Genomic DNA, 26,319 nt, shown 5'->3' with positions numbered 1-26,319 from the left:
AGCTTAAAGGAATATTAAGTGTTTAAATTTTTTTCTAATTTTATAGGTAACCACCTGACATTTCCTTGTAAGCATTTTCCTTTTAGTAACTTTTATCCTTAAAAAATTTGCCCTAGCCGAAAGAGTGATATAAATGTATAAAATGGTTTGCTTTGTAAATTAACCTTCTATATAATGAGCCGCTCGTCCTACGGGCGAATTATAGGCACGTAGCTCAGTGGTAGAGCACCACCTTGACATGGTGGTGGTCGGTGGTTCGATCCCACTCGTGCCTACCATCTCGGCCCTTTTGCAGGGTATTCTTTGGCAATTTTCATAAACAACTCTAAATTGCTCTATTATCCTGGCTGTGACGCTGGGAAATGATTATTTTGTAATAAATAGATATTTTATACTAAGTTATTTTTAACTGGCAGTTGGTTAGAGGGAGTACAAGATGCCAAATATTAAATTACCTGATGGCCAAGTAAAGTATTATGAATACCCTATTACTGTGAAGGATGTTGCTTCTAATATCAGCACAAGCTTAGCTAAGGCAGCTCTAGCAGGGCAAATTAATGGCAAATTAGTCGATACAAGTTTTAAGATTGAGCATGATTGTGAGCTAGTTATTATTACAGATAAGCAAGAGGCGGCTTTGGAGGTAATCAGGCATTCTACTGCGCATTTATTAGCTCAAGCAGTTAAATTACTATTTCCTACAGCGCAAGTGACTATAGGTCCGGTTATTGAAGATGGCTTTTATTATGATTTTGCATTTGAACGCCCATTTACACCTGATGATCTACAGCGTATTGAAGAAAAAATGCATCAACTGGCCAAGGAAAACCTGCCTGTTACTCGACGCGAGTTGTCGCGAGATGATGCAGTAAATTATTTTCGTGGTCTCGGGGAGGAATATAAGGCTAAAATTATTGCTGATATTCCTGCTGATGAAGCATTGTCATTATATAAGCAAGGTGACTTTGAAGATTTATGCCGTGGCCCACACGTCCCATCCACAGGCTTCCTAAAAGCGTTTAAGCTAACAAAAGTTGCTGGTGCTTATTGGCGAGGGGATGCGCGCAATGAAATGCTACAACGTATTTATGGCACTGCTTGGGCTAATAAAAAGGAATTGGAAACCTATCTCCATCGCTTAGAAGAGGCTGAGAAGCGCGATCATCGTAAGCTTGGCAAGGCGCTCGATTTATTTCACTTTCAAGATATTGCGCCAGGCATGGTATTTTGGCACCCCAATGGTTGGGTAATTTATCAAATCCTTGAACAGTATATGCGTAATCGCTTACGTGATTTTGGTTATCAAGAAATAAAGACTCCTCAATTAGTTGATAGAATCTTATGGGAAAAATCAGGGCATTGGCAAAATTTTCGTGACGAAATGTTTGTGACTGAAACTGAAAATCGTCATTATGCCGTAAAACCAATGAATTGCCCGTGCCATATTCAAATTTATAATCAAGGGCTTAAGAGTTATCGTGATTTACCACTGCGATTTTCTGAATTTGGCAATTGCCACCGTTGTGAGCCATCTGGATCGTTACATGGTTTAATGCGCGTGCGTAACATGGTTCAAGATGACGGTCATATTTTTTGTACCGAAGAACAAATTCAATCCGAAGTTGCGATGATGTTAGAATTAGTAGAATCTGTTTATGCTGATTTTGGCTTTACTGCAATTAAGTATCGCCTAGCACTTCGTCCTGAAAAACGAGTTGGCGAAGATTCTGTTTGGGATAAGGCCGAAGGCGCTTTGAAACAAGCCATGCAAGACAGAAAAATTAATTGGATAGATGCCCCAGGTGAGGGTGCATTTTATGGCCCTAAAATTGAATGTTCTTTATCAGATTGTTTAGGACGTATTTGGCAATGTGGCACCATTCAAGTTGATTTTTCAATGCCGGAGCGTTTGGGGGCTTCATTTATTGCTGAAGATGGTAGTAAGCAAACACCGGTGATGTTGCACCGTGCTATCTTAGGATCATTAGAGCGTTTTCTTGGTATTTTACTTGAGCATTATGCAGGTCGCTTGCCTTTGTGGCTTGCGCCTGTGCAAACTGCAGTGCTTACTATTAGCGAAAAACAGTATGAATTTGCTCAAAAAGTGACAAAAATTTTGCAAAAACAGGGTATTCGTGCCATTTTTGACTTGAGAAATGAGAAAATAGGTTTTAAAATTCGCGAACATACTTTGCAGAAAATTCCCTATTTATTAATTATTGGTGATAAAGAGGTTGAAACAAGCTCAGTTGCTGTGCGATCAAGAGATGGTCGTGACTTAGGCGTCATGACTATTGAGAAACTTGGCGATTTCTTACAGAAAGAAATAAATACTAAAAGCCAAGTTCCAATGTCAGAGACTGATAGTATAGCAGTTTAAGCAAAGTTAAAATAAGTTTAAAATTAAAGCAGTAATAATTTTAATAAAGTTATATAATCAGAATGTATAACTTTAATGTTTAACCAACTGGAGGATTTAACTATTAGTGTATCGACTAAGCGTGATAGCGATCGCGCACGCGTTAATGAGCAGATCAATGTACCAGAAGTTCGTTTAATTGATGACGAAGGTAATCAGCTGGGAATTGTATCGACGCGCGAGGCATTGCGCGCAGCAGAAGAAGGTGGTTTAGACTTAGTAGAAATTTCACCCTCTGCGCGACCTCCAGTGTGTAAAATTATGGATTATGGCAAGTTTCTCTTTGAATTGAGCAAGAAGCAGGCAGAAGCGAAGAAAAAGCAGAAGCAAATTCAAGTCAAAGAGCTGAAATTCCGTCCAACGACGGAAGATGGGGATTATCAGGTCAAGCTACGCAACCTGATACGTTTCCTGAAGAATGGTGATAAAGTCAAAGTAACGTTACGTTTTCGGGGCCGAGAGATGGCTCACCAAGAAATTGGGATGAAACTGATGGAGCGCTTGCAAAGTGATACAGCTGAACATGCTGTTATTGAGCAGCAAGCCAAACGTGAAGGCCGCCAGCTATTGATGGTGTTATCACCTAAAAAGAAAAAAGAGTAGGTTGGGTTAAGAATCAATATTTAGAGGATATCTATTTGCGTTAGTTGAGAAAATATGGTTTAAGCAGTTTGTTTAGCGAATAACGCAGTAGTTAGATATTAAAGCAATAGCTTTCTATATCGATACAATAAATTAAACTTAGAATCATCTTAAAATAGATCCTTTAAGTAGTCATTTAAGCATATTGATTATCTAACTCTTCCAAATTAGTTATATTTTAGAGAAATGCGGAGTATAAATTATGCCTAAATTAAAGTCGCATCGGGGCGCACAGAAGCGCTTTCGTAAGACAGCAAGTGGTGCTATTAAGCGGCGTCGTGCTTATAGAAATCATATCCTCACTAAAAAAGCGAGCAAACAAAAACGACAACTGCGTGTTGAAGCAGGTACGTTAAAGAAATGCGATGCGCGTTTAGCTGAGCGCATGTTGCACGGTAGTTAAGGGGAGGATTTAAAGATGCCAAGAGTTAAACGTGGTGTGATTGCCAAAGCGCGTCATAAAAAGATTTTAGACCAAGCAAAAGGTTATTATGGTGCCCGTAGCCGCACCTATCGCGTAGCAAAGCAAGCTGTTATTAAAGCTGGACAATATGCATATCGTGATCGTCGTCAGAAAAAACGTCAATTTCGGGCGCTATGGATTACTCGTATCAATGCGCAAGCAAGAGAGTGCGGTTTATCTTATAGTCGTTTAATTGATGGATTGAAAAAAGCAGCTATTGAGCTTGATCGAAAAGTGCTCGCTGATATGGCTGTATACGATAAAGTTGGTTTTGCAGCTATTGCTGAACAAGCAAAAGCGGCATTGCAATAAAGTAACTTATTTCAAGTTAATTTTATTAGACTTTTTCGGAAGTCGTGATATATAACGAGGAGGCTTTTGCCTCCTTTTTTACTTCGAGTTAAATCATGCAGCATATCATCAACTTACAGCAACAAGCTCTAGATGCAATCAACCAAGCACAAGATATTTCTACCTTAGAAGGTATACGAGTAGATTATTTAGGGAAAAAGGGTAAGCTCACAGAAATTTTAAAATCTCTGGCTAACTTAAGTGTTGAGGAAAAGCCTAAAGTAGGCCAATTAGTGAATCAGGCAAAACAACAAGTCAACTCATTGATTGAAGAAAAAATGGTGCAATTAAAGGAATTGCAATTACAAGAGAAGCTAGCTGCCGAATGTATTGATGTTACTTTGTCAGGTCGGCAAAATAAGTATGGCGCATCTCACCCGATTACGCAGGTAAAGCAACGTATCAATGACTATTTTAGCCAATTGGGTTTTGATATTGTGACTGGACCAGAAATCGAAACCGATTATTACAATTTTGAAGCATTGAATATTCCTGGCCACCATCCTGCCCGGGCTATGCACGACACATTTTATTTTGGCGATGGTCATTTGTTACGTACCCATACATCCCCGGTGCAAATTCGCACCATGGAGCAGCGACAGCCACCCCTGCGTCTAATTGCGCCTGGTCGAGTGTATCGTTGTGATTCCGATTTAACTCATACTCCTATGTTTCATCAGGTTGAAGGGTTATTAATCGATGAGCATGCGACGTTAACTAATTTACGTGGTTTATTGCATGATTTTTTTGCGTATTTCTTTAAAAGAGAGTTAGCTTTACGTTTTAGGCCATCTTATTTTCCTTTTACTGAACCTTCAGCAGAAGTGGATATTGAGTGTACTCAGTGTTTTGGTAAAGGCTGTCGCTCTTGCAAATACACGGGTTGGCTTGAAGTATTAGGTTGTGGCATGGTTCATCCTAACGTTTTAAACGCCGTCAATATTTCTACTGAGCAATACCAAGGTTGGGCTTTTGGAATGGGTATTGATAGGTTAGCAATGCTTTATTTTGGCATTGATGATTTAAGAATGATGTTTGAAAATGAACTAGCTTTTTTAAAACAATTTTAAAGAACCTAAAGTAACAGGCGTTTGACTTAAACGCGATGAAATAGTTTTTGAGGTTAAACTAGTAAGCTGATAGTAGGCGGATGAATTAATGAAAGTGAGTGAAAACTGGTTACGAGAATGGGCCAATCCTGCATTAAATGTAGAAGAATTAGCTGCCTTATTAACTATGGCAGGGCTTGAGATTGATGCAATTAACCCTGTTGCAGGACATTTTAACAAAGTCATTGTGGCTCAAGTTGTTCAGACAAAACCTCATCCACAAGCCGATAGATTAACATTATGTGATGTTAATATAGGCAAAGATTATCTTTTAAAAATTGTTTGCGGTGCTGCCAATGTTCGTACTGGTTTGAAAGTAGCACTCGCGCAAATAGGTGCAATTCTACCTAATGATTTAACTATTAAAGAAACTAAGATTCGTGGCGAGCTTTCACAAGGTATGCTTTGTTCAGCAACCGAATTAGGATTGCTCGATGTATCGGAAGGTATTATTGAGCTTGCAGAAGATGCGCCCATAGGGGCTGATTTACGTGAATACTTAGTGCTTAATGACTGTGTTTTAGATATTGATTTAACACCAAATCGTGCTGATTGTTTAAGTGTTCTGGGCATTGCCAGAGAAGTGGCAGCCCTTACCCAATCTAATCTTGTTACTATACCAACACTTACAGTAAAACCTCATATTGATGAGCAGAAAACAATCCATTTAGAAGCGCTTGACGCCTGTCCTCAGTATTGTGGTCGCATTATACGAGGCATAAACTCGCAAGCTACAACGCCATTTTGGATGCAAGAGCGATTAAGACGTGCTGGATTGCGTGTTATTCATCCTGTTGTTGATATCACAAATTATGTGATGTTGGAGCTTGGGCAGCCTATGCATGGTTTTGATCTAAATCAATTAAAGGGAGACATCGTTGTTCGCTATAGTCATGAAAATGAGGCGATTACCTTACTTGATGGTCAAGAAGTTACGTTAAAGGAAGGTGTTTTATTAATTGCAGATAATGACACACCGCTTGCCATTGCTGGTGTAATGGGCGGCGTTCAAAGTGGCGTTAGTGAGACAACAACTGATATTTTTTTAGAAAGTGCTTTTTTTAATCCACGCGCGATAGCAAAAGTAGCGCGGCGTTTTAATTTATTTACTGATTCTGCCCAACGTTTTGAGCGCGGCGTTGATCCTAATTTGCAAGTCATTGCTATGGAAAGGGCTACTTCTTTGCTGCTAGAGATTGTAGGCGGACAGGCAGGGCCTGTTACACTTAAAACAGAGCCAGAGCATCTACCTACTAACCCTGTCATTAAATTTAATCCTAATAAAGTGAAGCAATTAACGGGCTTAGACATTGCGGCAACTGAAATTGGTCAAATGCTAAGTCACTTAGGAATGAGTGTTAAAAAAGAGGAAGCAATATGGCAAGTCACAGCACCATCCTATCGATTTGATATCCATTTAGACGTTGATTTAGTAGAAGAAATAGTAAGGCTCTACGGTTACGATAAAATTCAAGGTACTAGTATGATAGCCGCCATACAGGCAGGTGTTACTAATCCGGCAGAAGTCTTACTGGCAAAATTTAATCGTTTCTTTATTGCAAGAAATTATTATGAAACGATAAGCTACAGTTTTGTTGATCCAGAATTACAAAAAATTCTTTGTCCTAATGTTGACGCGTTAACCTTATTAAATCCCATCTCTTCTGAATTATCCCAGATGCGAGTCAGTATGTGGCCTGGGTTAATTGCGTCTATGATTCATAACATTCATCGCCAACAAACTACTATTAAGTTTTATGAAAATGGTGTAATTTTTAATGTAGTTGATGGGAAAATTGCAGAAGAGCACTGCTTAGCAGGTTTACTAACCGGCGATTTTGCTCCTTTAAGCTGGGTTGAAGAAAAACGGAAAATCGATTTCTTTGATGCAAAAGGCGATTTGGAAGCCTTGTTTCAGCTGCTGCAGCTAGAAGAGGTTTGCTTTAAACCAAATGACAAGCACCCGGCTTTGCATCCGGGTAAAACAGCCGAACTTATTTGGCAAAACCAGACCATTGGGTGGTGTGGTGTATTGCATCCTCGTATTGCAGATGCGCTTGATCTGACGGATGAAGTTATTTTATTTGAGCTTAAACTTAAGTCTTTAACTAAGGATAATATTGTTCGTTATCGTAAAATTTCTAAATACCCGCAAATTCGACGTGATTTATCGTTTTTAGTTGCTAAAGAAGTGACCATTGATCAAATTAAGAAGGTTGTAGTACAGGTAGTTAAGCCAGAGTTATTAAGGTCATTTGACGTTTTTGATGTCTATACCGGTAAGCATATCTCTGCAGATAAGAAAAGCCTAGCTATTGCTATAACTTTACAAGATAATAATCGAACATTGATTGATGAAGAGATCAATGAAATAATTAGTGCTATAATCAATAAACTAAATGAAGAATTTGCAATTACATTGAGGGACTAACCGTGAATGCTCTAAGTAAAGCGATGATTGCCGAAACTTTGTTTTCTGAGTTAAACCTAAACAAGCAAGATGCTAAGGAGATGGTAGAGCAGTTTTTTGAAACCATCAGAGCTGCGCTTGAGAATGGCCAACACGTAAAGTTATCGGGCTTTGGTAATTTTAACCTTCGAAATAAGCCGCAGCGCCCAGGGCGTAATCCGAAAACGGGAGAGGAAATACCTGTAGTAGCTCGTCGTGTGGTTACTTTTAAGCCTGGCCTTAAGCTTAAAATAAGAATAGAAGAACGGGGAAAGTAAGATTTTGAATCATTACCTTAAACATGTATTTGTCTGCACAAATCAAAAGGCAGCGGGTAAACAATGTTGTGCTAATACCGGTGGTGAGGTATTTTTTGATTATTTGCGTTCTAAATTATTAGAAATGGAATTATTTGGCCCTGGAAAAATACGTGTAAGTAAATCTGGCTGTTTAGGACGTTGTAGTTTAGGGCCATGTATTGTTGTTTATCCGGAAGGAATATGGTATCGCTACTCTTCGCTTGAAGATATTGATGAAATTATCCAAAGTCATTTTATTGACAATAAAATTGTACCACAGCTCTTAATTGATGCTTAATTATACTTAATTTGCTTTGCAAAGCATGAGTAATTAACGAGGTTAAATAGCTGATAAAACTCCTTCTGAACAAAGAATATTCACCTTAGATCTTATAATCTCTATAAGTTTTAACGTATTTTACTTGTAGGTTATTGTAGTTTTGGTTAAAATCGCCCCTCTATAATTAGAAGATTACCAATTCAAACGAAGCGGTATGGAGTTATTTGATGAAAACATTTAGCGCCAAAGATCACGAAGTGAAGCGTGACTGGTATATCATTGATGCGACTGACAAGGTATTAGGCCGGGTTGCAACCGAAATTGCACGTCGCCTACGTGGCAAGCATAAGGCAGAATATACACCTCATGTTGATACAGGGGATTATGTTGTTGTAATTAATGCTGACAAAGTTGCAGTGACTGGGAAAAAATTTAAAGAAAAGATTTATTATCGCCATTCAGGTTTTCCTGGTGGAATTAAATCTATTTCTTTCGATAAATTGCAAGAAAGAAGTCCAGGGCGGGTAATAGAAATAGCTGTAAAAGGCATGTTACCTAAAAATGTTCTGGGTAGACAAATGTATCGTAAACTGAAAGTTTATTCTGGAAGTGAGCACCCACATACTGCTCAGCAACCTAAAAAACTTGAGATTGGGGAATAAGTATTATGGCTGAAATGCAGCAATACTATGGTACTGGCCGCCGAAAAAGCTCAACAGCGCGAGTTTTTTTACGTCCTGGAAAGGGTAAGATTGTAATTAATAATCGACCACTAGAAGATTATTTTGGTCGTGAAACATCTTGCATGATTGTCCGCCAACCATTAGAAACAGTTGATGTGGTAGATAAATTTGATATTTATGCCACAGTTGTTGGTGGTGGTATTTCTGGCCAAGCGGGTGCTGTTCGTTTAGGTATCGCGCGTGCACTTGTGGCTTATGATGAGGTTGATTTAGCTGAAGATGCTGAACCTTACGATGATTCCTATCGTAGGAAGTTGCGCTCTCGTGGCCTACTAACTCGTGATTCACGTCGTGTTGAGCGTAAAAAAGTTGGTTTGCACAAAGCTCGTCGTGCAACTCAATACTCAAAACGTTAACATCTTTAGATTTTATACGCCTTATTTTTTCAAGGCGTATAAATTTACCTTTTAAATTAAGCTATGTTAAAGCCAACCTTGACCTTCAATTTAGGCAGTTAGCCTGTGCCTAGTTAAAGCAACCATCTTTTTGAAAAATAATCTGCTCATTTTAAACGAATAATGTGTTTTATCTAGTTGATTTTATAAGAACTAAATTTTTTATTTTAGTCATAAAATTAACTCGTTTACCTTCTTTATCTCTTCCCCCCTTTTGAATTCTTTGATATAACTGCATTGATACTACTCGATAGATTGATGCATGCAAAGGATGAGACATAGTGACAGATGATATTGAGCATAATACCTCAGACATGCTCCCATCTCAGGAAGAGATTGATGAGCAAAGACGGAAATTCCTGTTAACAGCGACAGGTGTCTTAGGAGGTATAGGCGCTGCTTGTGCCTTAACGCCTTTTATATCGTCTTGGTTGCCTAGTGCTAAAGCTGAGGCAGCAGGTGCTCCTGTCGAAGTTGATTTAAGCAAGCTTGAACCAGGGCAACAGGCTACAGTAGAGTGGCGCGGGCGGCCTGTTTGGATAATACGACGCACCAAAGCCATGCTTGAGCAACTACCAGACAGTGAAGAACAACTCCGTGATCCAGAGTCCTTGGTAGAGCAACAGCCTGCTTATGCTAAAAATAGATATCGTTCAATCAAGCCTGAATACTTAGTTTTAGTAGGTATTTGTACCCACTTAGGCTGCTCACCTAAATACACTCCCCAAGTTAACGAGCTTGGACCGCATTGGCGGGGTGGCTTTTATTGCCCATGCCATGGGTCAACGTTTGATTTGGCCGGGAGAGTTTTTAAGGGCGTTCCTGCGCCAATTAATTTAGAGGTGCCTCCCTATCGTTTTGTTAATGATCACGTCATTATAATCGGTGAAGATGAAAAACAAGGATAAGTGAGTTATGCGTGGTTTAATAAATTGGGTTGATGCGAGATTTCCACTGCTAAGTACTTGGAAAAATCATATTAGTGATTATCCAGCGCCTAAAAACTTAAATTTTTTCTACTTTTTTGGTTCCTTAGCTACCATTATTTTAATCAGCCAAATTGTAACTGGGCTATGGTTAACTATGTTTTACACGCCAACTGCCAAGCATGCCTTTGCCTCAGTAGAATATATTATGCGTGACGTTAACTATGGCTGGCTACTGCGTTACATGCATTCTACCGGTGCTTCAGCATTTTTTATTGTCGTCTATATTCATATGTTTCGGGGCGTTTTATATGGCTCCTATCAAAATCCTAGGGAATTAATTTGGCTTTTAGGCATGGCCTTGTTCGTATTGTTGTTGGCAGAGGCTTTCTTTGGCTATCTTCTCCCATGGGGACAGATGTCTTACTGGGGCGCTCAAGTAATTACTTCATTGTTCGGCGCTATTCCTTATGTGGGAGATAGCTTGGTTGTGTGGTTAAGAGGTGATTATACTATTGCAAATGCCACGTTGCAGCGCTTCTTTGCTCTACATGTTATTGGTATACCTATGTTGCTCTTGGGCTTGGTTTTTTTGCATATTGTTGCCTTGCATAAAGTAGGTTCCAATAACCCAGAAGGAATCGATATAAAGAAAACACTAGACAAGCACGGTAAACCTGTAGATAGCATTCCTTTTCATCCCTATTATACTATTAAAGATTCAGTGGGCTTGATTGTCTTCTTTATTTTATTTTTTGCTATTGTTTGTTTTGCGCCGGAAATGCATGGTTATTTCTTAGAACATGCGAATTTCACGGCAGCCGATCCCATGGTTACTCCTACACATATCGCGCCAGTTTGGTATATGACACCCTTTTATACCATATTACGTGCTATTCCAGACAAGCTATTAGGCGTAATCGCTATGGTGGCGGCAATAATAATCTTAGCTTTTTTGCCCTGGCTAGATAAAAGCCCCGTACGTTCTATGCGTTACAAAGGCTATTGGTCACGTATTGCATTAGCTTTCTTTGTCATCAGCTTTATTGCCTTAGGGTATTTAGGTACAGTGCCTGTGACTACAACAAGGCAATATCTAGCACGCATTTTTACTTTTATTTATTTTGCTTATTTTTTCCTCATGCCTTTTTACACTCGTATGGAAAAATGTAAAGCTGTGCCCCTAAGGATTGAGCGATGAGTGCTAAGCAATTTATTATTCTTTTTGTCAGCTTGATGGTTATTATCAATTCTTACGCACTTGAAAATGAAAGTGTTCCTCTACTGCCTGTTGAAGTAGATTTACACGATCAAGCCGGCCTGCAGCGGGGCGCAAAAATGTTTATGAATTATTGCTCTGGTTGCCACTCGTTAAAGTATATGCGCTATAACAAAATGGCAACTGATTTAGGCTTAACAACATTTGATGGCGAGATAGACAAGGATTTATTATTCAATAACCTTATTTTTACTAGTGCTAAAATCCATGATCCTATTAAAATAGGCCTGCCTGCCGCAGATGCGAAGCAATGGTTTGGCACCCTTCCTCCTGATTTATCTTTAATTGCACGCGTGCGAGGTGCATCCTGGCTTTACACCTTCTTAAAAAGTTTTTACTTAGATCCTAGCCGTCCTTTTGGTAGCAATAATTTGCTTATACCAGGCGTGGCAATGCCTAATGTACTAGCACCGCTAGCAGGACAGATTATTGCAATTAGAGAAACTAATCAAAAAGGGGCACCGATTAACCATCTGCTTAAGCTTGAGGATGGTGAGATGACTACGCAAGAGTTTGATAATGCCATTGAAGATTTAGTAAATTTCTTAGTTTATGTAGGTGAGCCAGTACAGCTAACACGTTATCGAATAGGCGTTTTTATTATCGCTTTTTTATGCATTTTTCTAATAGTTGTTTATCTTCTTAAAAGAAGTTATTGGAGCCGCTTGCCTCATTAGCTTAAGTTCGATACAAGCGCTAGGCGGGCGTTTGTGCCATAACACTTAACATGCCCGCAATCTTTTGGATTAAGCGTATTTGCGATGATAGAACTTGTTTAATCGAATTCAAGCTTCGCCAAAAGGTTAAAAGAGCGTAAAGGCTGTGGGGGGAGATTTGCTTAGTATGATATCTTGTAAAAGAATAAATGCTGTGTAAATTATCAATTTCCTCAAAATTTAACCTAACGGTAAATTATTTGCATTGTTGATAGCAATTAGTTTTAGAAAATTGAAAAAGCAATTCTTGGTAAACACCTCAATAAATGTGGTAAACTATCGCTTTTTGACAGCATAATTAACGATTGACGAGGAGTCCGTAATGGCTATTGTAGCAAAGCGCACTATTATGTCTCTTTATTCTGATACTGACGATGTGTATAGTCATCAAGTTCGAATAGTTTTAGCAGAAAAAGGGGTTAATGTCGAAATCCTCCCCGCAAAGCAAGGTGAGGTCAATAATCATTTACTCAGTATTAATCCTTACGGCACCGTCCCCACACTCATTGACAGGGATTTAGTGCTCTATGAGGCTAGAATAATTATGGAATATTTAGATGAGCGTTTCCCTCATCCACCTTTATTACCTGTTTATCCAGTTGCTCGTGCAGAAGCGCGCAAAATGATGCATCGAATTGAGCAAGATTGGTATGAGTTATTACAACAAATTAAACAAAATAATGAAGCAGAAGAAGCACGGCAGCAATTACTTGAAAGTTTAGTAAGCCTTGAACCTGTTTTTGCGGATAAACCATACTTTTTAAGTGAAGAATTTTCTTTATTAGATTGCGCACTTGCTCCGTTATTGTGGCGCTTACCACAATTAGGTATCACAATTCCTGAGCGTGTGAAAGGATTGCATAATTACATGCAACGTTTATTTAAACGTGATTCATTTCAAGCAAGTTTAACTGAAATTGAGCGGCAATTACGAGCAGCATGAAATGACTATGACCTCAAATAGACCTTACCTGATCCGAGCAATATACGATTGGATTGTAGATAATAATCTAACGCCTCATATCCTTGTGAATGCTGATTATCCTGGTGTACAAGTGCCGCAAGACTATGTCAATGGCAGTAAAATTGTTCTAAACATCTCGCCGCAAGCTTGTAGAGGATTACACTTAGAAAATGATCGTGTTGTATTCACAGCACGTTTTTCAGGTGTGACTTATCAGATTTTTATTGTGCCTGCTGCTGTTTTAGCCATTTATGCTAAAGAAAATGGTCGTGGTATGGAATTTGGTGAAGAATATAATGAGCCTCCAACGCCTCAAACTAACATAGCCGATAGCAAAGGTCGCAATAGACCATCCTTAAAGTTGGTTAAGAAGGATGAGACCTAAGCAAAACATGCTTACTAAAAGCTATTAGGGATAACTTATCATTTAAGTTATATTTTTAACTTAAAAATAAATGGGGTTCAAAAATAATAGCATTAGATAATAATACTAGTTTTTCTGATGCTATTTAGACTTCAAGCTGTATAAATTATATCAACTGCAGGAGTCGTCATGTCATCTGATCTTGCTCTACTTCATACCACATTAATTAGAAGCTGCGAGCGTTCTGCGACATCTGAATATAATATTTCTGAAACAGAATTGATGACTATGGCAGGAGAAGCTGCTTTTAATGCCTTAAAGCAGCTATTTCCTACGGTGCAAAAGATAATTGTTTATTGTGGTAGTGGTAATAACGCCGGGGATGGCTATGTGGTTGCTCGCCTTGCTTATCAAGCAGGTTACTCGGTGGTAATTAATCAGTATAAGCCGATTGATCAACTACCGCTTGTAGCCCAAAAGGCGGCTTTTGAGACGTTAAATGTGGGTGTTCCATGCCATTACATGGACGACATGATAGAAGATGATGCTGATTTAATCGTAGATGCATTATTAGGAATAGGGCTAAAAGGGACTGTTAAAGAGCCAATACTTAGTGCAATTAATCAAATTAATGAAAGTGGTTTGCCAGTCCTTGCAATTGATCTGCCTTCTGGATTAAATGCTGATACAGGCGCCGTAATGGGCAATTGTGTGCGAGCAACAGCTACCATAACTTTCATTAGCTATAAATTAGGCATGATGACCTTAGATGGTCCTGATTATTGCGGTAAAATTATTTTAAACAATTTAAAGTTAGATCATTGTTTAAGAGACATAGTACCAACGGTTTCTATCTTAGAAAAATCACAATTTGCTTGTTTATTGCCTAAAAGATTTAAAAATTGTCATAAGGCGGATTTCGGACATGTCTTAATCATTGGTGGTGGTTATGGTATGCCAGGCTCAGTTTGCTTAGCAGCAGAGGCCGCTTTACGAGTTGGTGCAGGATTAGTTACTATTGCAACACAATCACATTATGCTACGCAAGCAATCGCTAATTTACCAGAAGTGATGATTTATGGTATAGAAGAAGCTTGTGATATCCTGCCTTTGCTAAACAAAGCAACAGTTTGTGTGATAGGGCCTGGCTTAGGAACTGATAGTTGGGCTAATGCGTTATTTAATCAGGTTATTACTTCGCAATTACCGATGCTTATTGATGCTTCAGCGCTACGATTACTTGCTGAAGCACCACAATATGATGATAATTGGATTTTGACGCCTCATCCGGGGGAGGCAGCGAGTTTACTTAAGTGCTCCACTCAAGACATCCAAGCTGATCGCTTTGAAGCGGTGACTCACCTACAAGCTAAATTTGGTGGAAATGTGGTATTAAAAGGAGTAGGCTCTTTAATTCGTACCGATGAATTAGCGACTTACCTTTGTACAGCAGGCAACCCAGGCATGGCCACTGCTGGCATGGGTGATGTATTAAGTGGTGTTATTGCGGGATTATGCGCGCAAGGTTTAGCGCTTTCTGACGCGGCTAAGCTTGGGGTTTGGTTGCATGCTAGTGCAGCTGATAGAGCAGCCCAAGAAGGTGAGCGTGGTTTAATCGCGAGCGATGTCTTAGCTTATCTGCGAATTTTGGTAAACACGTTAACTATATAGTTATGAATAAAGCTACTTTTTACCTACCCAACCAAGAAAGTTGTGAAGAGAAAGCGCGATGCTTCGCTCATTATTTAGTATCGCCCTTAATATGTACCTTTAGCGGTGACATGGGCGCAGGTAAGACCACCTTCATTCGTGCTATGCTACGCGAATTAGGTATAACTTCAGCTATCAAAAGCCCAACGTTTTCATTGGTAGAGAGTTATGAATGTAAAGATTTGCAAATTCACCATTTTGATCTGTATCGTATAGTAGAAGAATCTGAGCTTGACTACATAGGTTTTAGAGAATATTTTGCTGACAATACAATATGCTGTATAGAATGGCCAGAGCGAGCGCCCCTAAGTTTAGTAGATGTTGATCTTCGCTTTACCTTGGAAGTAAGTAATGACGGGCGGCAACTGACTATTGAACCAGGTAGTGCTATTGGAAAACAAATTTTGTCTTGCATTGCAGGTAAACAATGAAAATACGCATAATCGGCCTTATTTTATTCATGCTTATTAGTTTAAATCTTACCGCCGCTAAGCTACGAGCTATCCAAATTAAGCAAGAGTCAGGTCAAGCATCCTTGTTATTTAGTTTAGACAAAGCAGCAGCTCATAAAATATTTACCTTAACTAATCCAAACAGAGTAGTTGTTGATTTTGAAAATACCAGCCTTGCTTTTGATTTACGTAAGTTACACTTAAATAGTAATCTAATTACGCGTGTCAGAAGTGGTCAAAATAAACATACGTTACGGCTAGTTTTTGAAGTAGCGGATAAAGTCATGCTGCATCCTAAATCGCTAAGCGCCTCTTCAAAAGCGCGGGCTGTTTTTTCACTTGATATTTTGGCAAATCATATACAGCTTGTAACAAAGTCACCCCATGCTGAGTTATCTAGCTTACCATTGCCTATTAAACAAGTAAAAAAAACGCTTAGAGATGTCATTGTTGTGCTTGATCCAGGCCATGGCGGAAAAGATCCTGGTGCAATTGGCCCAAGGCGTACAGCTGAGAAAAATGTCACTTTAGCTATTGCGTCAAAATTAAAACAAATTATTGATAAGCAGCCTGGTATGCGTGCCGTATTGACTAGACAGGGTGATTATTATGTCGGGTTAAGAGAGCGCTTAGCTATTGCCCGAAAATATAATGGGGATGTTTTTATTTCAATCCACGCCGATGCGTTTATTAATCGCAACTCCAGCGGCGCTTCGGTTTTTGCGCTCTCCCAACGTGGTGCCACAAGTGAGGCTGCACGTTGGCTGGCTGAGAAAGAAAACTACTCGGAGCTAGGTGGCGTTAATTTAGCGGATTTAGACGATCAAAGCGGCCTTGTGCGCACTGTTCTAATTGACTTGTCTCAAACAGCAACAATTGGTGCAAGCCTCCATATGGGGGAGAAAGTGTTGCGTAATTTAAACACTTTGACTAAATTACATAACACTAAAGTTGAACAAGCACGCTTTATGGTATTAAAATCCCCCGATATTCCATCAATTTTGATTGAAACGGGCTTTATTTCAAACCCACGTGAAGAAAGTAATTTAACGAGCTCCCAATATCAAATGCGACTAACCCAATCTATATTTCAAGGGCTAAAAAATTATTTTTGGGAATACCCGCCCCATGGGACTCGTATAGAAGCATTAATAAATAACAAAACACGTTTAGCACATAATAAATTACCAAAACATGTGGTTAACCAGCGCATTGCAACAATAGCAAAGCCTAACAAACAGGCTCTTAAAAAAGCATAAATTAAATTCATTGAGTAGTTTTAGTTTTATGAGAATTCAGCAGTTACCCACAGAAGTCGCCAATCAAATAGCTGCAGGAGAAGTGATTGAGCGCCCAGCATCGGTTGTTAAGGAATTATTGGAAAATGCCTTAGATGCTGGGGCAGATATGATTCATATTGATATTGGCTTTGGCGGTTTAAATCAAATTAAAATAAGTGATAATGGCATAGGAATTGTCGCTGATGACCTGCCTTTGGCAATAGCCCCGCATGCGACGAGTAAAATAACCACCATTGCTGATTTAGCAGCAATAGAGAGCTTAGGATTTCGTGGAGAAGCCTTAGCAAGTATTGCCTCTGTTTCTAAGCTTACCATAAGCTCAAAACCTGCTATGCAAGAACATGGCATGTTATTAGAATATCAAAACCAGCATATTAAATTATTACCATTTCCACGCGTAAAAGGGACTACCGTTGAGGTATGTGATTTATTTTATAATGCGCCGGTGCGCAAGAAATTCCTTAAAACAGAGCAAACAGAGTTTCAAGCTATTGATACGCTTGTGCGGCGTTTCGCTTTAAGTGCACCGCATATAACGATTAAGCTAAATCATAATGGTAAACCAGTTTTAACGTTACCGGCCGCTACTGAAGCCATTACCAAGCAAGCCCGTATTGGCCGCCTGCTAGGTAAACAATTTATTGAACAAGCTCATTATATTGATGCAGAATACAAGGGCTTAAAACTGTATGGCTGGATAAGCGGTACACAGTACCAACGTAGTCAAAATGATAAATTATGGGTATACATTAATGGCCGTATGGTAAAAGATAAATTAATCAATCATGCCATTAAACAGGTTTATGAGGCTATCCTCCATCCGGGAAGACATCCTGCTTGTGCTTTGTATTTAATCATTGATCCACAGGAAATAGATGTCAATGTACACCCAACTAAGCATGAGGTGCGCTTCCAGCAGCCACGTTTAATTCATGATTTTATTAATACTCAATTACGGCATGTGTTAAATTTACCTAACCAGGCAACTTCTAGGCTTAAAGCATGGCCGCCCGCGCCTTTAAAAGAGCCTTTGCAGATAAGAGAAAATACTAATAGTTCATTTTGGCAGAATCAGCAAAATCAATATAATACCTCCTCACCGTGGATTCCCCTTAATCAACGATTTACGCTAGTGTATTTGGCACAAAAACCTTATTTAGTTGATTTAAGAGTCTTACAACAACACTGGCTAGTACATTCCTTAAAAAAAGCCTCACTGCCTCTGGCCGCAAGGGCATTATTAGTCCCTATTTATGTGGATATTCCTGAGTTAACATTTACAGAGTTACAATTAGCTAGAGATTTGCTTGCCAACGCAGGTATTGATATTCACCTGGCTAAGAATCAAAAAATAATTGTCCATTCTTTACCGCAACTGCTACCTAATTTAAATATAAAAGGATTTCTTAACTCCTTTTTTGCTCTACCTCATTTTAATTTGGAGCGTCTATTTGCATTATTAACAGAAAATGACAGCCAAGAAGACATTTTCCTGACAGAAGAGCAATGCTTAGACTATATTTCTCATTTAGAGGCACTTTCTCTAGCAGGCGAAAAATTTATTAAACATCTATCAGAGGAAATTTGCCAGGATTTGTTATATGGTAGCTAATATTTTTTGCCTATTAGGACCTACTGCTGCAGGAAAAACAGCACTGGCCTTAGAATTAGTGAAACGATTTCCTTTTGAAATCATTAGTGTTGATTCTGCTATGATTTATCGGGAAATGAATATTGGCACCGCAAAGCCCACGCAAGCTGAATTAGACATAAGTCCACATCATTTAATTGATATCCTAGATCCACCAGAGGCTTTTTCAGCAGCAGATTTCTGTAAAGAGGCCAGTCGTCTGAGTGACCAGATTATTAACGCTGGTAAAATTCCCTTATTGGTTGGCGGCACTATGATGTATTTTCATGCGCTGCAGCAAGGTTTGTCGGCGCTGCCGGAAGCGAGCCTTGATTTACGCAAAAGTCTGCTTGAAGAAGCGAGTCGTGTTGGTTGGGAAGAGATGCATAAACAATTGTCCCATATTGACCCTCAATCTGCGCACAGAATTCATCAAAACGATACGCAACGTATTCAACGTGCCTTAGAGGTTTTCCATTTAACAGGTAAACCGTTGTCATCTTTGCTAGCAGAAAAACAACAGTCACCTTATTCCTACACAACGTTAATTTTGTTCCCAACAGAGCGTGCTTGGCTTCATCAACGTATCGCAGGGCGCTTTGATAAGATGTTAGAGCAAGGCTTTGTACAGGAAGTAGAATCATTGTTAATTAAGTGGAGCTTACCACCGACGTGCCCCGCTATGCGGTGTGTTGGTTATCGGCAAGCTTACAATTATTTATTAGGCAAAGATACTTTGACTGATTTACGGGAAAAAGGGATTGCTGCAACAAGACAATTAGCTAAGAGGCAATTAACGTGGCTACGGCAGTGGCCTGATGGGCATGTTTTTGCTTGCGATGAGCCAGAAAGCATGAGTAAAGTAATGGCTTTGGTTAGTAAAATATTAGATAATCGGCAATTTTAACTTATTAAGAACGCTTAATCTTTACAGATTAGTTAATTCATTAATGTTAGAGGCCAAGGAGAATCATATGTCTCATAAACAGCCACCGAGTACGCAACTAGAATATATAGTACATCCTAAAGACTTGCCTTTAAGTTGCCCTACAAAAGAGATGGAGATATGGAACGCTCATCCAAAAATTTACTTACCTATTGAGAAAACAGGGGAGGTAGTTTGTCCGTATTGTAGTGCGCACTTTATTTTACAAAATGATTAAATCAATTTGTATTGTTCGTTTGTCGGCGCTAGGGGATGTATTAATGACGGTGCCCCTTATTCGCACCTTACAAACACATTTACCGCAAGCACACATCACCTGGGTTATTTCGCGCCCAGCTTATGATTTAGTGGCGGGCATGTCAGGGGTTGAATTTATTGTTATCCCTAAGCCTAATTCATTAAAAGATTACTGGCATTTTAAAAGAAAATTAAAAAATCGCTGTTTTGATGTTTTATTAGCGGCACAATCGAGCTTTAGGGCCAATTTACTCTATGCACTTATAAAAGCCCAGCGAAAAATCGGCTATGATCGATTGCGTGCTAAGGATGGCCACAAATGGTTTATTAAGGAAACCATTACCCCAGGCGACGATCATACATTAGAAGCATTTTTAAAATTTGCTAAGGCTTTAGGCATAGCCCAAATGGAAACTTATTGGGACTTACCTATCGCTGCTGAAGATTATCAATGGGCGCAATTTTATACTACTACAAATAACCCAATTCTACTTGTTAATCCTGCCGCCAGTAAACCTGAGCGTAGTTGGCCTGCAGCGCGCTACATTGAAGTGATTCGCTTAGCGCAAACGAGATGGCAGATGCATGTCATTCTTACTGGTGGGCCTGGTGCTTATGATAGGCAATTAGCCAATGCTATTCTTAGTGAGGTCGATTGCACTGATTTAGTAGGAAAAACTAAGCCTAAACAATTATTAGCGCTAATAAGCCAGGCCGATGTTTTATTATGCCCTGATACAGGCCCATCACACATGGCTGCAGCAGTAGGCACACCTGTCGTTGCATTACATGCCGTAACAAGCTCACGCGTCTCTGGCCCCTATATTTATCAACATTTAGCGGTGGATTGTTATCCGCAAGCAGTCGAGCAAATCATAAAAAAGGCACCTAGCGAAAATAAATGGGGAACACATGCGCATGGTGATGAGACCATGAAGTTAGTGACCGTAGACGCCGTATTGGCAAAACTGGCGATAGCTAAAGACATAAAAGCAAACGCAAAATTTGCTAAAAATTAAAGTAGAAGACGTAAAAGAAAAGTTAACGCCTAATTTCTAGTTAGGCGTTAACAATAACAAACTAACTGTTAGTAGTTGCGGCACTAGTATTGCCAGTGGTACTCAATGTAGAGCCATCTGGCTGTATTTGCATGGATGATTCAAGCAGCATCATGGAGTTAGTTAACAAGATGCGCTCTTGCTGTTGACGCATTAAATAAAGTTGATAATTCATTTCTGCTAATAAAATAGCAATTTCCTTTTGCACCGAGGCATTTGACGCTTGATTAATTTGGGTTAACCATTGCTTTTGGCCTGGGTTAGTATTTGTGCCTTGAGCTTGCGGATTATAAAGGCGCCAGCTAGCCATAATATACTCATTTAAGGCTTGGCTAGTTTGATTACCGCCCCCATATTGACTACCTTGACCAGGTGCACTTTGCGGTAGGCGTTTGGACATGATGTAATAGAGATTGCTTATGCCAACAGAGGTTTGGGCAACATAACTACGTAGCCTTGCTAAATACCCAGTCAGTTGTGCTCTAGCTTGCTGTTGCTGAGCGACTGGCGTTTGTTTACTAAAGTTTAAGGCTTGACTAAGTAGGTTATTATGGGTACTCCAATTTGGAAGCGAGAGAGGAATCACGGCGCCAGTTGCATAGCGAATATAATTTTGTGCTTGTTGGGCTTGGGTATTAGCTGTTAAGCCTGCATTTGCACCAGTCGTATCTAAGCTACCAGAACCAGAAGCGCCAGACGAAGTACCACCAGCTGCCCCAGATGTCGTAGAGTAAAGCAAGGGGGAAATTAAAGTATTAATATTTAACTGGGGAATTAAGGGCGTATTAACTTCTGGCGTAAAGACTTTTGTCGCCCCTTGTAATTGCCCAACAACATTCTGAAAGACAGCTTCACGATATAAATAAGAGCACTTTGGGTTAATTGTGTCAGTACCACTCTCCAAACAGAAAGTGTAATTGGGGGTCGTCAATATATTTAATAATGCTTGACTGACAGGATCAGACTGGTAGGGCTGTTGGTCAATTAAAGGCGATACAGAAACTGCTTGTGAGGATGCGCTAGAAAAAGGGGGATTAGTGTAGGTTTGCCCCGCAAGTGTATTCAAAATGGAAAAACCAGATAAATTGCTATTATTAGCAATTGTACTAGGTATAATAGGATTAGGATTCTGAGTCGGAGTCGTTCCGCCTATAATGGCACCTAAAAAAGTATTGTATAAGTTAAGTTGGGCTGAATAAGCTGTGTTTTGATCAACTAGCAAATTACTAAATGCTTGCGAACCTGATGTGCCGCCGCCGGGACCTGAGCTTGAACCGCTACTACCTCCTGTACTTCCTGTCGTAGAGCAAGGACCCCCCGTTGTACAATATTGAGTTAAATCATAACCAAAATATTGGCCTAAGTTTTGTAAATAGGTCGCAATATTACTAACCTCATCATTAGTATTGTTGGGGTTATTAGGGTTAGTACTAGGAGGACTCTGTGAGGCGTTTGCTGAAAGAGCCAATACCATCCCTGATACTAAATACGCTAACTTCAACTTCATTATTCTTCTCCTTCAAGAGCTCGAGCTATTAACCTTAACCGATATTCAGAAAATACGCGAGCGAGTAAACGTAATCGCTCAAAGGTAATGTTTCGCTTTAGAAAAAAGCCAGCTGGATCAGTGCTTCCTGTACTCGTTTCTTCAGCATGAATAAGAACACGAGAAGCACTTCCAGGATGAACAGTATCAATAGCTTGCAGTAGCCTTAAGCCACGGCCAGATTTTATATTACCAACTAAACGTATAAAGACATCTTCTTGATTAAGGGTACTTACATCAATTTTTTCAATATCATCAAGTTCACGGCCTAGGCGGTTAATCGCTTCTTCAAGAAGGGGATTATTATCAAGCGTCCAATCTTCAACACTTTCCATAAACGTGATGACACGATAAATCATCGGGTCAACAAATTCAAACCAGTACTGAGCGGATGCTTCATGACTAAGATCAGGCATTTTTTACTCTTTTTTTACGGTGTTTATAACTGATAGAGTGCACGTACTCTAACTTATATAGTATAGTAAGAGTAGTAAATGTCTATTATTTTTAAATGTAAATTTTATGAAAAAAAAATCAGGTTCACGGATAGGAAATTTATTTAAAACCATTTTTAACGTTCGAGCTTGGTCTGATTATGATCGTATTCGCGCATTTACGCTATATTTAGGTAATGGCATTAAATTTTTATTTGTGCCACAGAAGAAAGAAAGTGCCTCTAATGAGGCCTTAGCTAATTTTAAAGAAGCGATGGATGCGCAAAATTTAACTGAGGCTGATATATTAGCACGTCAACGAGGGCTATATCGCTTAAGTATTTTAATGTGTGTTATTGCCTTTGGGTTTTTTTGTTATGCAATGTACCATCTGTTTTATGGTGGGATTTTTGCAGTCATAATTAGTTTAGTTTTAATGTTAGTAGCTCTTGTGCTTGCGTTTCGTTATCACTTTTGGTACTACCAAATCAGAGAAAGGAAGTTAGGGTGTACATTTAGGGAATGGTATAGTCAAGGTTTCTTAGGTAAAAAATCATGAAGAGAGTGAGTGCTCGTTTTTTTATTGTACTATTTCCTATATTGGCAGTGCTATTTCCTGCGCTAGCAATGGCTGCAACCGACTCTTCTTTAAGCTTCACTCCTCCCGCTGGTGATGTTTCCGTTGTTTTTCTAGGTAATTTATTTGGTATTGTAGATGGCGTCATCCATGGTACCGGCAGCCAGATAATGGGTAGTATTTTTTCCGTATTTAATGCAGCTGTATTAGCATTAGGTGGCATTGTTGCTATGTATATCATGCTAGTGTCTACTGTTAACACTGCGCATGAAGGAAAAATGCTGGGCCAAAAATGGTCTTCTGTTTGGGTTCCTACTCGAGCAACGCTAGGTTTGGCGTTATTAATACCCAAAGCATCGGGTTATTGCTTAATGCAGATTTTCGTTATGTGGGTCGTTGTCCAAGGTGTTGGTGCCGCAGATAAAGTTTGGAGTGCTGCTTTAGGCTATATGAGCCGAGGCGGGGTTATCATTCAACCGCAAACTCAAGTTAATCCAATTACAGCAGTAACGGGTGGTAATGTTGATGTGCCTACAGGCGCTTCTAAGATATTAACCGGTCAAGTTTGTATGTATGGCTTGCAGAATATTTTAGAAACAAAACGTCAAGCGCTTCTCAATGAGAAACAGCATGGCTCTGGCGATTGTTCTCGTCCTCTTACGCCTGGTAGTGCCATGGATACATTTTGTAATAATGAAGTGCCTGATCTAATAGGTAGTGTGAATCCAGTTGCAGCTCAGACAGAGCAAATGAATGCCAATAAACCGCCTAACCCGCCGCCTAATTCTTTTTTAGTAACAATGCCTAATCTAGATACTTCATCGCCTTATTCCTCTGCTCTAAATGGGATTTGTGGCACGATTCAATGGAATGCCTTTAATTCTGTTAATTTTAGTGGTACTTCATTAACACCAAGTCAGCAACAGACAGTAACTATGTCTCGGGCTATGGCTGTGCAGCAGTTATATAATGATTTAGCTATTGTGGCTCAGGTTATGGTAAATAATGATCCGCAGTTAAACAGCAATCCGGGATCAGGCTCTACCAATACGAATACAACACCTGCATCACCTGTTGCTTCACAACAGTATGGTGTACCCTATGTAAGCTCTGGTACAGCTTGTACGACTAAGAATGATACCTGTACAGCTTGGGGGCCTGATAGCAGCAGTAGCACATCTCCTATTTTTAGCGGAACTGAATTTCAAAATTCCATTGCTGATTATACCGGTATTATGACGCCAAGTCTTAACCTTGCTAATAGTAAGGTACAAGACAATATACAAAAAGCTCAACAAGGTTTTATACAGCAAGCTAATAGCCAAGGATGGATGATGGCTGGTAGTTATTTTATTAATTTAGCCCTGCTCAATTCAGCTGATCTGAATACAACTAACACTATTGATACCACAGCTAATCTAAGCTCAAGTACTGTGCAACCCACTGATTTATCAAATATATTTAGTAAGGGTAGTAGCAATAGCGGCAGCAGTAGTAGCAGCTCATCAGATGATAGTGGCGTTAGCAATTGTTCAGGTACTCGTAAAGATTTGTGCGTTTGGCTTCATGGAGATGAGACGCCGATAAATAATTTATTGAGCCTTATTAATGGTAGTAATGGCGTAGCAAAAGCAACCCTAAATCCGCCAGATTTATCAGCTAATGGCTTACAACTTAGTACAGATGCCTCAGCATCAACAGTGTACGGCTATATAAATAATGCTGTGATTCTACAAATACCTAATCAGCCTGGTATGACGCCGCCTACATTTAAAATGAACATCATACCTAACATGAGTCCAACTAATTTTAGCTTACCACCGATTAGCTTTAGTTGTAATGAAGTAAAAATTCCTGGCTTTTCATTCTGCTTAGGGCAATATTTAGGCGAAATTTTTTATAACATTCTGATTAAGTCATTATTTGTTTTCTTCTTAAATATGCTCACTAACATATTTAATGCCGTGATCCTTGCCTTTTTATCGTTGCCATTACAAGGTATGGTAATGATATTCCAATCCGGTGTTTACTGGTTACAGCAACCAGCAATGAATCCAGTTTTAGCGCTAGCAAATATGGGTATTAACTTTATTAACTTTGCTAATGAATTATGGATTTATTTACTTGAACTTGCAGTAGTTAGTATCGTAATTCCTTGGTTTGGCATATTTATCATGCCACTTATTGCTTTGGCGATGCCGCTTTTAGTGGCTTGGTTAGGAACTATGCTAGCTATTGGGTTTGTCACTGCCTATTATGTACCTTTCCTACCTTATATGATTTTTACCTTTGGCTCTATTGGGTGGCTGATGGCTGTTATTGAAGCCATGGTTGCGGCCCCCATTGTGGCACTAGGGGTGACTCATCCTGAAGGTGAAGGGCCTTTTGGTAAAGGTGAGCAAGCCATTATGATTTTAATGAATGTCTTTTTAAGGCCTACTATGATGATCATAGGCTATATCGCAGCTATTGCACTTTCTTATGTAGGCGTTTGGATTATTAATACGGGTTTTGCTAACGTGGTGTCATTTTTGCAGAGCGCAGGCAGTAATGACAATTTTAATTTAAATTTTAGCGGTGGTGTTACAGGTGGTACGCCCGTTACCAAATTCCAACCTAATGCAACCATTGGTTACACAGGGTGGGCAGGCATTTATGCTTATTTCTTTTCAATATTAATTTATACGAGCATGTACTTAACTGTGGTGCAGAAAGCTTTTACCCTTATTGTGGTCTTGCCTGATAAGGTATTGCGTTGGATTGGTGGGCAACCGGAATCAGCCGGCCAAGAAGCAGCGCAATGGGCTGAAGATACAAAAGGTAAAGTAGAAACTGGAGCTAAAGCTACAACAGGTGCTTCGCAACAAATTGATAAACATTTAACCGGTTACGCCATGAAAGGTATTAATAAGGCACAAGGCGCGCTTACAGGAGGTGCACCTAAACTTGGCGCTTCTGGTGGAACTGGGCAGACCGGACCTGATTCTACCCCGAGTAATGATGGCTAATTTGTTTCTTAAAGACTTATC

26 protein-coding genes and 1 tRNA gene are annotated in these 26,319 nt (G+C 39.5%); 25 read left to right on the top strand and 2 right to left on the bottom strand.

Annotated elements, in window-relative coordinates; genetic code table 11:
* Window positions 1–203: 203 nt before the first annotated feature.
* The 23 genes from DYE47_RS12120 (at window position 204) to DYE47_RS12010 (ending at window position 20,694) form a co-directional block, all read left to right on the top strand.
* Window positions 204–278 (top strand) — tRNA-Val (locus tag DYE47_RS12120).
* 158 nt (window positions 279–436) lie between these two features.
* Window positions 437–2,380, top strand: a complete 1,944-nt coding sequence (gene thrS, locus DYE47_RS12115) for a threonine--tRNA ligase (protein WP_115303529.1) — start codon at window positions 437–439, stop codon at window positions 2,378–2,380.
* Window positions 2,381–2,482: 102 nt separating this feature from the next.
* Window positions 2,483–3,022: a translation initiation factor IF-3 gene (gene infC, locus DYE47_RS12110; protein ID WP_174224119.1), complete on the top strand. Its 540-nt coding sequence runs from the start codon at window positions 2,483–2,485 to the stop codon at window positions 3,020–3,022.
* 241 nt (window positions 3,023–3,263) lie between these two features.
* Complete coding sequence (gene rpmI / locus DYE47_RS12105) at window positions 3,264–3,464, top strand: 50S ribosomal protein L35 (RefSeq protein ID WP_115303527.1); 201 nt, start codon at window positions 3,264–3,266, stop codon at window positions 3,462–3,464.
* Window positions 3,465–3,479: 15 nt separating this feature from the next.
* A complete protein-coding gene (gene rplT, locus DYE47_RS12100) occupies window positions 3,480–3,836 on the top strand; it encodes a 50S ribosomal protein L20 (RefSeq protein WP_115303526.1) in 357 nt (118 codons plus the stop codon).
* A 95-nt stretch (window positions 3,837–3,931) separates the two neighbouring features.
* Window positions 3,932–4,945, top strand: a complete 1,014-nt coding sequence (locus DYE47_RS12095; RefSeq protein ID WP_115303525.1) for a phenylalanine--tRNA ligase subunit alpha — start codon at window positions 3,932–3,934, stop codon at window positions 4,943–4,945.
* An 88-nt stretch (window positions 4,946–5,033) separates the two neighbouring features.
* Window positions 5,034–7,415: a phenylalanine--tRNA ligase subunit beta gene (pheT, locus tag DYE47_RS12090; protein ID WP_115303524.1), complete on the top strand. Its 2,382-nt coding sequence runs from the start codon at window positions 5,034–5,036 to the stop codon at window positions 7,413–7,415.
* A 2-nt stretch (window positions 7,416–7,417) separates the two neighbouring features.
* A complete protein-coding gene (locus DYE47_RS12085; protein ID WP_115303523.1) occupies window positions 7,418–7,711 on the top strand; it encodes an integration host factor subunit alpha in 294 nt (97 codons plus the stop codon).
* 1 nt (window position 7,712) lies between these two features.
* A complete protein-coding gene (locus tag DYE47_RS12080; RefSeq protein ID WP_174224117.1) occupies window positions 7,713–8,030 on the top strand; it encodes a (2Fe-2S) ferredoxin domain-containing protein in 318 nt (105 codons plus the stop codon).
* Window positions 8,031–8,239: 209 nt separating this feature from the next.
* Window positions 8,240–8,674, top strand: a complete 435-nt coding sequence (gene rplM / locus DYE47_RS12075) for a 50S ribosomal protein L13 (protein ID WP_115303521.1) — start codon at window positions 8,240–8,242, stop codon at window positions 8,672–8,674.
* Between the two features lie 5 nt (window positions 8,675–8,679).
* Window positions 8,680–9,111 carry a 30S ribosomal protein S9 gene (rpsI, locus tag DYE47_RS12070; RefSeq protein ID WP_115303520.1) on the top strand — a complete coding sequence of 144 codons (432 nt, stop codon included), beginning with the start codon at window positions 8,680–8,682 and terminating at the stop codon, window positions 9,109–9,111.
* A 353-nt stretch (window positions 9,112–9,464) separates the two neighbouring features.
* The gene (gene petA / locus DYE47_RS12065) at window positions 9,465–10,058 is read left to right on the top strand and encodes a ubiquinol-cytochrome c reductase iron-sulfur subunit (protein WP_115304084.1); all 594 of its coding nucleotides are present in this window, start codon (window positions 9,465–9,467) and stop codon (window positions 10,056–10,058) included.
* Between the two features lie 7 nt (window positions 10,059–10,065).
* Window positions 10,066–11,277 (top strand): cytochrome b, encoded by a 1,212-nt coding sequence (locus tag DYE47_RS12060; protein ID WP_115303519.1) that lies wholly within the window; start codon window positions 10,066–10,068, stop codon window positions 11,275–11,277.
* Window positions 11,274–12,032, top strand: a complete 759-nt coding sequence (locus tag DYE47_RS12055; RefSeq protein ID WP_115303518.1) for a cytochrome c1 — start codon at window positions 11,274–11,276, stop codon at window positions 12,030–12,032. The genes DYE47_RS12060 and DYE47_RS12055 overlap by 4 nt, the downstream gene beginning before the upstream one ends.
* Window positions 12,033–12,393: 361 nt before the next feature.
* Window positions 12,394–13,014, top strand: a complete 621-nt coding sequence (gene sspA, locus DYE47_RS12050; protein ID WP_115303517.1) for a stringent starvation protein SspA — start codon at window positions 12,394–12,396, stop codon at window positions 13,012–13,014.
* A 1-nt stretch (window position 13,015) separates the two neighbouring features.
* Window positions 13,016–13,420, top strand: a complete 405-nt coding sequence (locus DYE47_RS12045; protein WP_115303516.1) for a ClpXP protease specificity-enhancing factor — start codon at window positions 13,016–13,018, stop codon at window positions 13,418–13,420.
* A gap of 168 nt (window positions 13,421–13,588) precedes the next feature.
* Entirely contained in the window at window positions 13,589–15,070 is a 1,482-nt protein-coding gene (locus DYE47_RS12040; protein WP_115303515.1) for an NAD(P)H-hydrate dehydratase, read from the top strand.
* Between the two features lie 2 nt (window positions 15,071–15,072).
* A complete protein-coding gene (gene tsaE / locus DYE47_RS12035; RefSeq protein WP_115303514.1) occupies window positions 15,073–15,540 on the top strand; it encodes a tRNA (adenosine(37)-N6)-threonylcarbamoyltransferase complex ATPase subunit type 1 TsaE in 468 nt (155 codons plus the stop codon).
* A complete protein-coding gene (locus DYE47_RS12030; RefSeq protein ID WP_115303513.1) occupies window positions 15,537–16,820 on the top strand; it encodes an N-acetylmuramoyl-L-alanine amidase in 1,284 nt (427 codons plus the stop codon). Before tsaE ends, DYE47_RS12030 begins: the two co-directional genes overlap by 4 nt.
* 28 nt (window positions 16,821–16,848) lie before the next feature.
* Entirely contained in the window at window positions 16,849–18,474 is a 1,626-nt protein-coding gene (gene mutL / locus DYE47_RS12025; protein WP_115303512.1) for a DNA mismatch repair endonuclease MutL, read from the top strand.
* Window positions 18,464–19,399 carry a tRNA (adenosine(37)-N6)-dimethylallyltransferase MiaA gene (gene miaA / locus DYE47_RS12020; protein ID WP_115303511.1) on the top strand — a complete coding sequence of 312 codons (936 nt, stop codon included), beginning with the start codon at window positions 18,464–18,466 and terminating at the stop codon, window positions 19,397–19,399. The genes mutL and miaA overlap by 11 nt, the downstream gene beginning before the upstream one ends.
* A gap of 67 nt (window positions 19,400–19,466) precedes the next feature.
* Window positions 19,467–19,655, top strand: a complete 189-nt coding sequence (locus tag DYE47_RS12015) for a zinc-finger domain-containing protein (RefSeq protein WP_165482034.1) — start codon at window positions 19,467–19,469, stop codon at window positions 19,653–19,655.
* A complete protein-coding gene (locus DYE47_RS12010; protein WP_115304083.1) occupies window positions 19,648–20,694 on the top strand; it encodes a glycosyltransferase family 9 protein in 1,047 nt (348 codons plus the stop codon). Before DYE47_RS12015 ends, DYE47_RS12010 begins: the two co-directional genes overlap by 8 nt.
* Window positions 20,695–20,755: 61 nt before the next feature.
* Here DYE47_RS12010 and icmX read toward each other — a convergent pair whose 3' ends face one another.
* Together icmX and icmW are read right to left on the bottom strand one after the other, a co-directional pair.
* Window positions 20,756–22,240: a type IVB secretion system protein IcmX gene (gene icmX / locus DYE47_RS12005; RefSeq protein WP_115303509.1), complete on the bottom strand. Its 1,485-nt coding sequence runs from the start codon at window positions 22,238–22,240 to the stop codon at window positions 20,756–20,758.
* Window positions 22,240–22,695, bottom strand: coding sequence for a type IVB secretion system protein IcmW (gene icmW / locus DYE47_RS12000; RefSeq protein WP_115303508.1), 456 nt, complete (start codon window positions 22,693–22,695; stop codon window positions 22,240–22,242). Before icmW ends, icmX begins: the two co-directional genes overlap by 1 nt.
* Window positions 22,696–22,801: 106 nt before the next feature.
* Between icmW and icmV the strand changes: the two genes are divergently transcribed.
* Both icmV and dotA read left to right on the top strand, forming a co-directional pair.
* Window positions 22,802–23,272 (top strand): type IVB secretion system protein IcmV, encoded by a 471-nt coding sequence (gene icmV / locus DYE47_RS11995; RefSeq protein WP_115303507.1) that lies wholly within the window; start codon window positions 22,802–22,804, stop codon window positions 23,270–23,272.
* Window positions 23,269–26,298 (top strand): type IVB secretion system protein DotA, encoded by a 3,030-nt coding sequence (dotA, locus tag DYE47_RS11990; protein WP_115303506.1) that lies wholly within the window; start codon window positions 23,269–23,271, stop codon window positions 26,296–26,298. The genes icmV and dotA overlap by 4 nt, the downstream gene beginning before the upstream one ends.
* Window positions 26,299–26,319 lie beyond the last annotated feature (21 nt).

The organism is Legionella beliardensis, from assembly GCF_900452395.1.
GTDB classification, from domain to species: Bacteria; Pseudomonadota; Gammaproteobacteria; order Legionellales; family Legionellaceae; genus Legionella_C; species Legionella_C beliardensis.
Note: the sequence above shows the minus strand (reverse complement) of the source record. Positions and strands in the feature narration are given on the sequence as shown.

Coding starts and splice junctions, on each gene's coding strand:
- thrS (WP_115303529.1), top strand. CDS start 437: ATGCCAAATATTAAATTACCTGATGGCCAAGTAAAGTATTATGAATAC.
- rpmI (WP_115303527.1), top strand. CDS start 3,264: ATGCCTAAATTAAAGTCGCATCGGGGCGCACAGAAGCGCTTTCGTAAG.
- rplT (WP_115303526.1), top strand. CDS start 3,480: ATGCCAAGAGTTAAACGTGGTGTGATTGCCAAAGCGCGTCATAAAAAG.
- DYE47_RS12095 (WP_115303525.1), top strand. CDS start 3,932: ATGCAGCATATCATCAACTTACAGCAACAAGCTCTAGATGCAATCAAC.
- pheT (WP_115303524.1), top strand. CDS start 5,034: ATGAAAGTGAGTGAAAACTGGTTACGAGAATGGGCCAATCCTGCATTA.
- rplM (WP_115303521.1), top strand. CDS start 8,240: ATGAAAACATTTAGCGCCAAAGATCACGAAGTGAAGCGTGACTGGTAT.
- rpsI (WP_115303520.1), top strand. CDS start 8,680: ATGGCTGAAATGCAGCAATACTATGGTACTGGCCGCCGAAAAAGCTCA.
- petA (WP_115304084.1), top strand. CDS start 9,465: ATGCTCCCATCTCAGGAAGAGATTGATGAGCAAAGACGGAAATTCCTG.
- DYE47_RS12060 (WP_115303519.1), top strand. CDS start 10,066: ATGCGTGGTTTAATAAATTGGGTTGATGCGAGATTTCCACTGCTAAGT.
- DYE47_RS12055 (WP_115303518.1), top strand. CDS start 11,274: ATGAGTGCTAAGCAATTTATTATTCTTTTTGTCAGCTTGATGGTTATT.
- sspA (WP_115303517.1), top strand. CDS start 12,394: ATGGCTATTGTAGCAAAGCGCACTATTATGTCTCTTTATTCTGATACT.
- DYE47_RS12045 (WP_115303516.1), top strand. CDS start 13,016: ATGACTATGACCTCAAATAGACCTTACCTGATCCGAGCAATATACGAT.
- DYE47_RS12040 (WP_115303515.1), top strand. CDS start 13,589: ATGTCATCTGATCTTGCTCTACTTCATACCACATTAATTAGAAGCTGC.
- tsaE (WP_115303514.1), top strand. CDS start 15,073: ATGAATAAAGCTACTTTTTACCTACCCAACCAAGAAAGTTGTGAAGAG.
- DYE47_RS12030 (WP_115303513.1), top strand. CDS start 15,537: ATGAAAATACGCATAATCGGCCTTATTTTATTCATGCTTATTAGTTTA.
- mutL (WP_115303512.1), top strand. CDS start 16,849: ATGAGAATTCAGCAGTTACCCACAGAAGTCGCCAATCAAATAGCTGCA.
- miaA (WP_115303511.1), top strand. CDS start 18,464: ATGGTAGCTAATATTTTTTGCCTATTAGGACCTACTGCTGCAGGAAAA.
- DYE47_RS12015 (WP_165482034.1), top strand. CDS start 19,467: ATGTCTCATAAACAGCCACCGAGTACGCAACTAGAATATATAGTACAT.
- DYE47_RS12010 (WP_115304083.1), top strand. CDS start 19,648: ATGATTAAATCAATTTGTATTGTTCGTTTGTCGGCGCTAGGGGATGTA.
- icmX (WP_115303509.1), bottom strand. CDS start 22,240: ATGAAGTTGAAGTTAGCGTATTTAGTATCAGGGATGGTATTGGCTCTT.
- icmW (WP_115303508.1), bottom strand. CDS start 22,695: ATGCCTGATCTTAGTCATGAAGCATCCGCTCAGTACTGGTTTGAATTT.
- icmV (WP_115303507.1), top strand. CDS start 22,802: ATGAAAAAAAAATCAGGTTCACGGATAGGAAATTTATTTAAAACCATT.
- dotA (WP_115303506.1), top strand. CDS start 23,269: ATGAAGAGAGTGAGTGCTCGTTTTTTTATTGTACTATTTCCTATATTG.